The following is a 10,067-nucleotide window of genomic DNA, read 5'->3' on the forward strand; positions in this document are numbered from 1 at the left end:
CAGCAGCAGGCCGCGCTCGACAAGTTGCGCAATGTGGATCCGAGCCGTATCCGCGCGATCATGGTCGACACCTGCATCAAGATCTACACGGCGGACGAACTCTCGGGCATGGCGAAGTTCTACAATTCGCCCGTCGGCAAGGCGGTCCTCAAGAAATCGCCGGATTTCGACAGAACTCTCACGGCCGGCATTCAGGCGGAAGCGCAGCGCGTGCTGGGTCAGTAATTACGGTCTCGGCGATGCCAGGCGCGCCATGCGATGGCGGGGCTCTCGCTGCTCGCCCGCAATCTCCTGGATGAGCTTCCGGAGGATTGCATCCGCGAAATCCTCGTAACGGTCGATCGCGATGACGAAGGCGCCGGGCCCGCCGATGACATTGGTGCGATAATACTCGTCGAGTTCCGGCTCCAAGGTAAGGATCGGGAGGCCGTTGATCGCGATCCCCGCGCGCAGCGCGTCGTCCCGCGCGTTCTCCGCGGGTCGGCCGCGATTGTTGGAGCCGTCGCCGGAGACGTCGATCACGCGGCGCTCGCCGCGAAAGCCGCTCAACGCGAAGAGATCGACGGCCCGGTCGATGGCACCGCTGATGGAAGTCCCGCCGCTGAAGAGTGCCCGCGGCGCTGCAGCGATCGCAGCCGAGAAGCGTGCCGCCGAGGCCGCATCGTCGATGCGGGCCCAATCCACGACCTGCGTCTGCATTGCGGGGCCCGTCCATTGTGTCATTGTCACGGCGATCGCGCGACGCATCCCTGAGCGGATCGCATCCAGCACGTTGGCGTTGGCAAAGGCCTCGGCGTAGCCCTCTTTTTGCAGCTCGAACCGGTCGCTGCTGACGCTGCCGGAGGTGTCAACCGCCAGGACCAGCTCGACGTCGACCAGAATCGGCTCGGCGGCGAGCGCGAGCGATCTTCCCAACGCGCCCAGAGCCGCGAGGCAGCCGAGCCCCAGAATTCGACGACGATGCTGCACGCCAGCGGCCCTCCCCGTAGCAGCGCAAAGCCCATGGTAGCGGGGTTCACGGGGAAAATGGCAACTCGCTTGCATTGAACGGGGCGGCGCTCCATCTTAGCCGCGGCGAACGGACCGCAAGGAGACGGGGTTGGTAAAGGAAGACTTGATCGAGTTCGAAGGCACCGTGCTGGAGCTTCTCCCGGACGCTCGGTTCCGCGTACGCCTCGACAACGGCCACGAGACGCTCGCCTACACCTCCGGCAAGATGCGGAAGAATCGCATTCGCGTTCTCGCGGGCGACCGCGTCACCGTGGAAATGACGCCCTACGACCTCACGCGCGGCCGTTTGAGCTTCCGACACAAGGACGAGCGCTCTTCGTCCGCGCCCAACTCCCCGCGCCCACGTCACCGCGGCCGTTAAGAATTTGGTAACTAGCGATTGCGCTTGACTTAAGCGTCGCGAGGGCCCATCTACGGGCTGAGAACGATTTCTCGCGATCGCGCGATGCGCCCTGGCCCATAGGCAGAGAGGCGCGGCATTCCCGAGACCATCGCCAGCAACCAACCGTCTCGGCCGCGCGCGAGAGACGGACCATAACGCCGCAGCCCATACGCATCCAAGGAGATGCCGGCTCGAGCGGCTTAGAAAGACTCATCTCACCGTGACTACATCCTTCACCGATCTCGGCATCGCCGAGCCGCTCCTGCGTGCGCTCGCCGCCGAGGGCTATGCCGAGCCGACACCGATCCAAGGAAGCGCGATCCCGCATCTACTGCAGGGACGCGACCTCCTTGGCATCGCCCAGACGGGCACCGGCAAGACTGCGGCCTTCGCGCTTCCGATGTTGCAGCAGCTCGCGGCCCGCCGCGAGCGCGCGGCGCCTCGGAGCTGTCGCTCTCTCATCCTCACGCCGACCCGCGAGCTCGCGGCTCAGATCGGCGAGAGTTTCCGCGGCTACGGGCGTTACCTCGGCCTGCGCCATGCCGTGATCTTCGGCGGCGTCGGCCAGCAGCCCCAGGTCGATGCGCTCGCCCGCGGCCCCGACATCCTCGTCGCAACGCCCGGCCGTCTCCTCGACCTGATGCAGCAAGGCCATGCGAAACTCGACGGCGTCTCGATCTTCGTCCTCGACGAGGCCGACCGCATGCTGGATATGGGCTTCGTTCGCGACGTCCGCCGGATCGTAGCGGCGCTGCCGAAGCGACGTCAGACCCTGCTCTTCTCCGCGACCATGCCCGCGGACATCGCGCGCCTCGCCGCGGAGATCCTGACGGATCCGCTGCGCGTCGAGGTGACGCCGCAGGCAACAACGGTGGAACTCATCGACCAGCGCGTCTATCACGTCGATGCCGGCAATAAGCGCGCGCTCCTCGCGGAAGTCCTGCGCGATCCGACACTCTCCCGCGTCATCGTCTTCACCCGCACTAAGCACGGCGCCAATCGCGTGAGCGAGCATCTGAGCCGAAGCGGCGTGGCTGCCGAGGCGATCCACGGCAACAAGTCGCAGACCGCGCGGCAGCGCGCGCTCGAGAACTTCCGCCGCGGACGCGCGCGGGTGCTGGTCGCAACCGACATCGCCGCGCGCGGCATCGACATCGACGGCATCACCCATGTCGTCAACTTCGAGCTCCCGAACGTTCCCGAGAGCTACGTGCATCGGATCGGCCGAACCGCGCGCGCGGGCGCGAGCGGAATCGCCCTCTCCTTCTGCGCACACGATGAGCGGTCTTATCTCGTCGACATTGAGCGTCTGATCGGCCGTCGCATCGCGGTGGTGAACGACCACGGCTTCCGTGCCGTACCCGTGGCGAACCCGCGGCCGCAGGCTGCCGCGCCCGCCCGCAATCGTCACCACCGCCGGCGACGGTAATCTCGCGCCCTCCCTCCTCGAGGGGGAGGGGCTAATCTCAGCTCCGTATCGGCAAAGTCGGCGGAAAAATCCGCTCTGTCGGACGATGCGCGTGGTCGCCCGCGGGCGCGCGCGCGAGCGCGTCGCGCTGCCCGCGGTTCATCGCCTCGGCGGCGGCCTGCATGTCGATCGTCGTCACCTCGCCGTCGCGGACCACCTGACGGCCGTCCACGAAGACATCCGTGATCGCGCGCTCGAGCCCGCTGAAGATGAGGCTCTTCAGGGGATCGTAGAGCGGCTGCAGGCTCGGGTGCCGGAGATCGACCAGCGACAGATCGGCCTTGCAGCCGGGCGCAAGGCGGCCGATGTCGTCGCGGAGCAACGCCTTTGCCCCGCCGACCGTCGCGGCGTGGAAGACCTCCGCCAGGTCCGTCGCTTCGACGTTGGTCGCCGCGACCTTGCAGAGCGCCGTCGCCCAGCGCATCTCCTCGACGAAATTGTGCGGGAAAGTGTCGGTGCCGAGCCCGATGTTGATGCCGAGCTTTCGGTACTTCCCGAAATTCTCGAGGAGGATGCCGCGCCGGACGAACACGTTCGGGCAATGCGCGACCGACGCCTTGGAGCTCGCCATGCGCTCGAGATCGCCCCGCATAGGCCAGCGGATCCAGCTGTGCTCGTCGACGAAGATGCAGTGCGCGACGATCGCACCCTCATAGAGGAACCCGATGTCGTGGAGCCACTGGATCGGCGTCTTGCCGTGGCGCGCCACCATCTCCCGGAACTCGACCACACTCTGCGAGGCGTGGATTTGCACGGGGACGTTACGCGCCTTCGCGGCTTCGACGCTCGCGAGGAGCAGCTCCTCCGTGCAGGTGTCGACCTGCGCGGGGGCGAGCATGCCGAAGAGCCGGCCGCTGTTGTGGCGCTTCGCCGCGTCTACGACCTCGAGCGCCGCTGCCATCGCCTCGCGGCCGGCAGCCTCGTTCCACTCGTACTCCACGCGATGTCCGTTGGGCGTGAACCAGCGTGCGGAGCGGTAGGAAGGCGCGACGCAGGCGCGGATGCCCGTCCCCGCGAGGTCCTCCAGCCAGCCTGCTCGCGCCATCGAATAATCCGTGAAGGTCGTGACACCGCTTTTCAGGAGCTCGCCCACTGCAAAGAGCATCGCCGCACGCTTCGCCTCGTCGTCCGGCCGCACCAGCAGCATGAACTCGTAGAGCGAGCTCATGCCGAGCCGCAGCGAGCCGCGCTCTTCCATGAGGCCTTTATTGAAGGGCTCGGAGGCCGGGTGCGAGTGGATGTTGACGAAGCCCGGCAGCGCCATACGCCCGCGCCCGTCGATCTCGCGTTCGGCTGGACCGCGGTAGCCCCGCCCCACGAAGACGATGCGGTCTCCTTCGAAGGCGAGATCGGCGTTCGTGAGATAGTCGTGCCGGCTCGCCGCCTCGTTCCAGGCGACGACCCAATCGGCGTTCCGAACGAGGGTGACGGTCATGGTGCCTCGCATGCGCTCCCGTTGCCTTTGGCGCGCTATGTTGCATCAATCGGCGACGCCCGCCAGCCCCCAGAGCAGAGGAAGCCCGTGACGCGACAGAACCACCTGATGATCCCCGGCGCGCCGACCCCGGTCGCGCCGTTCAGCCACGCCGTCGAGATCGACGGCTGGCTTTTCGTGACGGGACAGATGCCGACCTGGCCGGGCGACGACGCGCGCGCTCTCCCGGAGGGAATCGAGGCGCAGACGCGGCGCGTCCTCGACAATCTCGCGATCGTGCTCGCCGGCGCCGGCTATTCGCTGGCGCAGGTCGTTTCAGCCCGCGTCTACCTTGCGGAGTTCAAGCGCGACTACGAGCGGATGAACGCGGTCTATCGCGGCTATTTCGCGGAGGGCAGGCTTCCCGCACGCACTTGCATCGGCGTTACAGCGCTCGCGCGCGATGCGCTCGTGGAGATCGACCTCGTGGCGAGGAAGTAGCGGAGATCAGGGCTCGTTCGCGGGAAGCCGCAGGTCGTTCACATCGATCCGCACCACACCTCCCGCGAAGTCTCCTGCTGCATAGCGCGTTAGCGCCATGAGCTCGATGTCGCGGCGGTGCCGGTCGAAGAGTTGCTCCGCGATCTCCGCCGCCTGGCCTCCGACGCGCGCAAGCCGCTGCAGCGCGTCGAAGGTGATGCAACAGCGAATCTCGGCATCACCGTCGCGCAGAACGAACTGCACGGTCCGCGAGAGTGGGTCCGCGCTCCGATCGATGCGCGCGCCGCTGGGCGTGTTCTCCCAATTACCCAACTTCTTCCCCCACTACCTAAACGCGCAAAATCTTACCGATGACATCCGCAGTGTCCATACCGGTGTGCTCCCGAGAGGCGTTCCGCAGTCGGATTTTCCCGCAGAAGTTTGCAGGACTCGGCCGCAGAGCGACCCAAAGCCCCTCTTATTAAGGCGACACTGTATTCTTTAGGATCGGGGAATGCGCCTCGCCGGCCTCGCCCTCTGGTTATGACGGCCGGAGTTTGAAGAGCGTATTTGGCGCGCCCGCCGGGGACTCGGAACGGCGGCAACTCAGGCAGCGAGCGGGATCTCCACGCCGCTATCCGCGATCCCCGCGGAACATTCGGCGCCATGATTTCGTCGCCAAATTCCGGCGGCGCGCGTTTCCCCGCGGTCGACCTTGACATTGAACGACCTCGCCCTTTAGCGTCAGTGCCGTTCGCGAGTTAGGAAGCCGGTGCAATTCCGGCGCGGTCGCGCCACTGTGTTGGGTTCCGCATCTTCGTTGCGCAACTCGAAAGCCAGACCTTGCCTCGCCGAATGAGTCGCTCGAAGTGGGACGCGTCATCCCAGGAGGTCTGATCATGACTGACATCGCTCTCACGCAAGTTGCCCCACCTGTTCCAGTTCCGGCACCGATCCCGGTACGCGAGCTGGCGCCTTGGCTGATCTTCGCATTGTTCCTGATGCTGGCGGTTTATTTCGTCGGCGTCGAAGAGGGTGCGACATCGATCTTTCCGGGCATGTACGTGCATGAGTTCGTGCACGATGGACGGCACCTGCTAGGCTTCCCCTGCCACTGAGGAGCGCCCCAACCATGGTGAGGACGCTCTTGATCCGGGGCATGCTCGTGGGCGTGCTCGCAGGGCTGCTTGCCTTCGGTTTCGGCGAGGTGTTTGGAGAGCCGTCGATCGACAGCGCCATCGCCTTCGAGGACCAAACGCACCAGGACCAAACGCACCAGGACCAAACGCATCATTCCATGGGCATGGAGCCCGAGATGGAGCTGGTGAGCCGCGAGGTTCAGAGCACCATTGGGCTCTTCACGGGCGTCGTGGTTTACGGCGCAGCATTGGGCGGGCTTTTTGCCCTGTCATTCGCCTACGCTTACGGCCGCCTCGGCCATCTCGCGCCCCGCGGCGTTTCGGCGTTGCTGGCGAGCTTGGGGTTCATTGCGCTGGTGCTGGTGCCGGCGCTCACCTATCCGCCGAATCCTCCTGCAGTGGGCGAGCCCGACACGATCGGACATCGCACCGCGCTTTACTTCGCGATGATGTTGATCTCCCTGATCGGCGTCACCGTGGCCGTCGCGTTCGGGCGGAGGCTCGTCGACAGGGCCGGCCTGTGGAACGCCGTGATCGTCGCCGGCGCCGCGTTCGTGGCGATCGTCGTTGTCGCGCAGTTCCTCCTGCCGACCGTCAACGAAGTTCCCGAGCACTTTCCCGCGGTCGTGCTCTGGCGGTTCCGGGTCGCGTCGCTTGGGATGCAGGTCATCCTCTGGACAACGATGGGTCTGGTCTTCGGCGCGCTCACGGAGCGAAGTCTGACGACGCGCCGCGCCTAGCGGCGCCGCGGCGCCCGTCGCCCGATCTACTCGAGCTCGGCCCAGACTACGCCTTCTTCCAATCGGCCTCGGGGCGCTATTCCGCCGGAGCGGCGGGCGGAGCAACGAGCGATGCGGGCTTCGGGATTTGGAGCCAGCCTGCCGCGACGATCGCCGCCATGAGGGCGAAAGCAGCGAGGGCATAGAGCCCGCCGGAGAAACTACCGGTGTTGGTCTTGACCCAACCGACGATCGACGGGCCGAAGAATCCTCCGAGATTTCCGATCGAATTGATCCATGCGAAACTCGCTGCCGCCGAGGTGCCTGTCAGGAACATCGAGGGTATCGCCCAGAACGGTCCCTTGGTGCCATAGAGACCGATGGCCGCAATCGACATTCCCACCAGCGACCAATAGCTCCCGACGAAGACGCCCGCGATCATGAGGCCGACCGCCGCGACCACGCAGGCCGTGAAGAGGTTCCACCGCCGCTCGTCCATGCGGTCGGAGAGCCAGCCCCATACGAGCATACTCAGGGAGCCGCAGATATACGGCACCATCCCAGCCCATCCGACCTGCATGTTCGTGAGGCCGATCTGCTTCACGATCTGCGGCAGGAAGAGCAGCAGGCCGAGGCTTGCAGTGACGATGCCGAAGAAATTGAGCGCGAGCAGGAGCACGCGCGGGTTCCAAAATGACTCCAGGAGGCCGACTTTGCGCTGCGCCTCGATCTGGCGCCGCTCGCGATCGAGCGTACGGATCAACCAATCGCGCTCTTCCGCGTTGAGCCAGCGCGCCTCGGAGGGCCGGTTCGTCAGAATGAAAGGCAGGAGGCAGCCGATGATGACCGTCGGGACCGACTCCACCAGGAACATCCACTTCCAACCCGCAAGACCCCAGATGCCGTCGAGCTCCATGAGTCCGGTGGACATCGGCGCCCCCGCCGCCACCGCCGCCGGCAGCGCCAGCGTGAAGCCCGCGAAGATCCGCGCACGGTGCTTGTCGGGGAACCAGTAGGTGAAGAAGAGGAGCACGCCGGGATAGAGGCCCGCCTCGGCGACGCCGAGGAGGAAACGCACAATCATGAAGCTCCACGGCCCGACACAGAATGCCGTGGCGCCCGAGAGCAGCCCCCACGTCACCATGATCCGCGCGAGCCAGAGCCGCGCACCGACCTTCTCGAGGACGATGTTGCTGGGGACTTCGAAGAGGCAATACCCCCAGAAAAACGCGCCCGCGGCGATGCCGAAGATCGAGGCGTCGAGCCCCAGATCCTTGTTCATGGTCAGGGCAGCAAAGCTGACGTTGATGCGATCGATGTAGCAGAGGAAATAGATCAGCAGCGCAACCGGCAACAGGCGCAGATAGATCTTGCGGATGGCGGTTCGCTCGGGCGCATCGGCCATGGTTCCCTCCCCGGGAATGCGGCGCCGATTTTCCGGCTTTCGCGCATCATAGCGCAGCGGCCTCGCCCCTGCACCTTCGGTCCATGGCCGCCGCGGCAGTCGCGCGGGCATCGGTCGTCAACCCACGGCGGGACGGTGCCGTTAAGCCTTCGTTAACCATAACCGCGTATAAACGGCTCGACACCCCGTTTGGGAGTCCGAAAGGCTCAAGCACAGGAATTGCTTCCCTGCTCCGAGGGCCTCGCCTGTCTGCCCACAGGCGGGGCCTTCATCTTCCGTGCCGCGATAGAGGTGCAGAATGATAGACGTTGCGAGCGACGCACAGGCCGCCGCCGACAGGTATCGCGAGCAAGCGAGGCGAACGACCGGGACGATCCGGAGCGCGAATCTCGCGATGGCCGCCTGGTGGGACGACCGCGCACTACGCCTGAGGGTCGCGGAAAAGGTCAGGCGATTGCTGGATCTGGATCTGGATCTCGACCCCGCCAGCGCTCGATAGCCTGGTACTCAACAGGGCGAATACCGACGAGGGCGCCGCTTGCTTCGATGATCGGCGGCACGGGGCTGAGACGGCGGCGGGCTGAGTCCGCCGCCGTTGGGGCTAGGCCCGATCTAAAACGGGAAATCAAGGGCGGGTATATTCGGGTGGGACCGGTGGCCCAGCTTTTCCGCTTTGACTACGCTGCTGGGTAACATCGTGTTGCTGGTCGAATATACGGGTTTGGGAATCGTCCGTCTTTTTCCCCCGGTCGCCGACGGGTTCGTCTAGCGTGCAGTTTCTGGGTTTATTGGCGCCTTTGCTGGTGCAGGTCAACACCGCACCGTTATTGAATGCAACGCTATGCCGATCACCTTCGTGAGCAAATGTGTCGTGCCCCCAGATTTGCTGGCTGCACCGATCCAGGTTTTGTTTGCAATTGGCCGGCATGGTGCGGCCACCTCCCAGATCATTTTGCGGCGGGCTGTTGCCAGCTCTCGGAGCTGTTCCGGGTGTGGAGAGAAGTGCGGCGACAATTGCGGCACTCGCAAAGCCGCGCACCATTACATTTTTTGCTGCCCTAATGGAAACGGTCATAACATTCCCCCGTTCCAATTTATTTGAATACCTTGGCGCTCCTTCTGGGCACAAAGCAAGCGTGGCTCGCGCTTAGGTCTTCGCCCGAAGCGGAGGCGGGCTGAGTCCGCCGCCGTTGGGCCTAGGCCCGACCACTCGCTAGTTCTTCCAGAGCTTCAGCGAATACGATTCCGACGATGTTGCGGTGTGCGGCGCCGTCGCAACTCTCACAACCACCTGCGGCGTTACCGACTTCGGTGGTTCGTGAACCTCAGTTAGCGAAAGCATAAGCCCCAGCGTACAGGCGGCGCAGAGCGCAAGAAATTGGTTTCCAATTCGCTCGACCCGAACCTGAGTACTCTTACAGCAAACACAGAAAATATTTATATTCGACTCCAGGGAATGAGTATCAGTCCCCGCCACCTACAAGATGTGGTAGAAAGCCCGAATTGTCAAGGAGTTGACCGGTGCGTGCGATCAGAGGGAACTTCGTGCGTATTCGGAGACAAGATTGGCGGTTGGCCGGGCACACGAGCGCCGATCAGCGCGACCGTCTGCTCGCGGCGACGACGTTCGAGGCGATTGTCGCGATTATTGCGCGCGAAGCCCGGGTGACCGCCTGCGGCTGTGAGCCAAAGGACGATGAGCCGACCTACCACCGCGCGGTCGTCACGCTTGAACTACCGAGCACGCTGGTCGACGTGTTTCACAGCGGATGCGCCGGCATACGCGCCCAATATTATCGGTCACCTGATTTCGGCGACCGCGCCAAGCGCTACGCCATCGCGAGGCTGATGAGCGTCATTGAGCGCGCGCTGAGGACGAGCGAGGACTGGCCCTGGATAAAGGAATCCCTCACGCATCACGACGCGAAGGTATGGGTTCACGAAGGGACCTGGTTTCGTCAGCGACAAAAGGGCGAGCGCAGGCTCCGCGTCGCGCGATGGATTAAAGCCCGGCCTAGCGGCAGCCGCCGAGAACGGCGGAAACGCCGA

11 protein-coding genes are annotated in these 10,067 nt (G+C 64.7%); 7 read left to right on the plus strand and 4 right to left on the minus strand.

Annotation, left to right across the window (positions count from 1 at the left end):
* The coding region (locus VMI09_04525; GenBank protein HTQ23937.1) for a DUF2059 domain-containing protein at window positions 1-225 on the plus strand (225 nt) is incomplete at its 5' end.
* Here the strand turns inward: VMI09_04525 and VMI09_04530 are convergent.
* Window positions 226-969, minus strand: coding sequence for a DUF1194 domain-containing protein (locus VMI09_04530; protein HTQ23938.1), 744 nt, complete (start codon window positions 967-969; stop codon window positions 226-228).
* A 130-nt stretch (window positions 970-1,099) separates the two neighbouring features.
* Between VMI09_04530 and infA the strand changes: the two genes are divergently transcribed.
* Both infA and VMI09_04540 read left to right on the plus strand, forming a co-directional pair.
* Complete coding sequence (infA, locus tag VMI09_04535; protein HTQ23939.1) at window positions 1,100-1,372, plus strand: translation initiation factor IF-1; 273 nt, start codon at window positions 1,100-1,102, stop codon at window positions 1,370-1,372.
* 241 nt (window positions 1,373-1,613) lie between these two features.
* Window positions 1,614-2,822 (plus strand): DEAD/DEAH box helicase, encoded by a 1,209-nt coding sequence (locus tag VMI09_04540; protein HTQ23940.1) that lies wholly within the window; start codon window positions 1,614-1,616, stop codon window positions 2,820-2,822.
* 37 nt (window positions 2,823-2,859) lie between these two features.
* Here the strand turns inward: VMI09_04540 and VMI09_04545 are convergent, their stop codons facing one another.
* Window positions 2,860-4,296, minus strand: coding sequence for an amidohydrolase family protein (locus tag VMI09_04545; GenBank protein HTQ23941.1), 1,437 nt, complete (start codon window positions 4,294-4,296; stop codon window positions 2,860-2,862).
* An 87-nt stretch (window positions 4,297-4,383) separates the two neighbouring features.
* Here VMI09_04545 and VMI09_04550 point away from each other — a divergent pair, with 87 nt between their 5' ends.
* A complete protein-coding gene (locus VMI09_04550) occupies window positions 4,384-4,776 on the plus strand; it encodes a RidA family protein (GenBank protein ID HTQ23942.1) in 393 nt (130 codons plus the stop codon).
* Window positions 4,777-4,782: 6 nt separating this feature from the next.
* Here VMI09_04550 and VMI09_04555 read toward each other — a convergent pair whose 3' ends face one another.
* Entirely contained in the window at window positions 4,783-5,088 is a 306-nt protein-coding gene (locus VMI09_04555; GenBank protein HTQ23943.1) for a DUF1488 family protein, read from the minus strand.
* A 566-nt stretch (window positions 5,089-5,654) separates the two neighbouring features.
* On the opposite strand from VMI09_04555, the gene VMI09_04560 reads away from it, so the two are divergent.
* Together VMI09_04560 and VMI09_04565 are read left to right on the plus strand one after the other, a co-directional pair.
* The gene (locus VMI09_04560) at window positions 5,655-5,873 is read left to right on the plus strand and encodes a CbtB-domain containing protein (GenBank protein ID HTQ23944.1); all 219 of its coding nucleotides are present in this window, start codon (window positions 5,655-5,657) and stop codon (window positions 5,871-5,873) included.
* A gap of 14 nt (window positions 5,874-5,887) precedes the next feature.
* Complete coding sequence (locus tag VMI09_04565; GenBank protein ID HTQ23945.1) at window positions 5,888-6,634, plus strand: CbtA family protein; 747 nt, start codon at window positions 5,888-5,890, stop codon at window positions 6,632-6,634.
* A gap of 76 nt (window positions 6,635-6,710) precedes the next feature.
* Here VMI09_04565 and VMI09_04570 read toward each other — a convergent pair whose 3' ends face one another.
* Complete coding sequence (locus VMI09_04570) at window positions 6,711-8,018, minus strand: MFS transporter (protein HTQ23946.1); 1,308 nt, start codon at window positions 8,016-8,018, stop codon at window positions 6,711-6,713.
* Window positions 8,019-9,590: 1,572 nt separating this feature from the next.
* On the opposite strand from VMI09_04570, the gene VMI09_04575 reads away from it, so the two are divergent.
* Window positions 9,591-10,067: hypothetical protein (locus tag VMI09_04575; protein HTQ23947.1), on the plus strand; the 477-nt coding region annotated here is incomplete at its 3' end.

It is taken from the genome of Candidatus Binataceae bacterium, assembly GCA_035500095.1.
GTDB lineage: Bacteria > Desulfobacterota > Binatia > Binatales > Binataceae > JAKAVN01.

Coding starts and splice junctions, on each gene's coding strand:
- VMI09_04545 (HTQ23941.1), bottom strand. CDS start 4,296: ATGACCGTCACCCTCGTTCGGAACGCCGATTGGGTCGTCGCCTGGAAC.
- VMI09_04560 (HTQ23944.1), top strand. CDS start 5,655: ATGACTGACATCGCTCTCACGCAAGTTGCCCCACCTGTTCCAGTTCCG.
- VMI09_04565 (HTQ23945.1), top strand. CDS start 5,888: ATGGTGAGGACGCTCTTGATCCGGGGCATGCTCGTGGGCGTGCTCGCA.
- VMI09_04570 (HTQ23946.1), bottom strand. CDS start 8,018: ATGGCCGATGCGCCCGAGCGAACCGCCATCCGCAAGATCTATCTGCGC.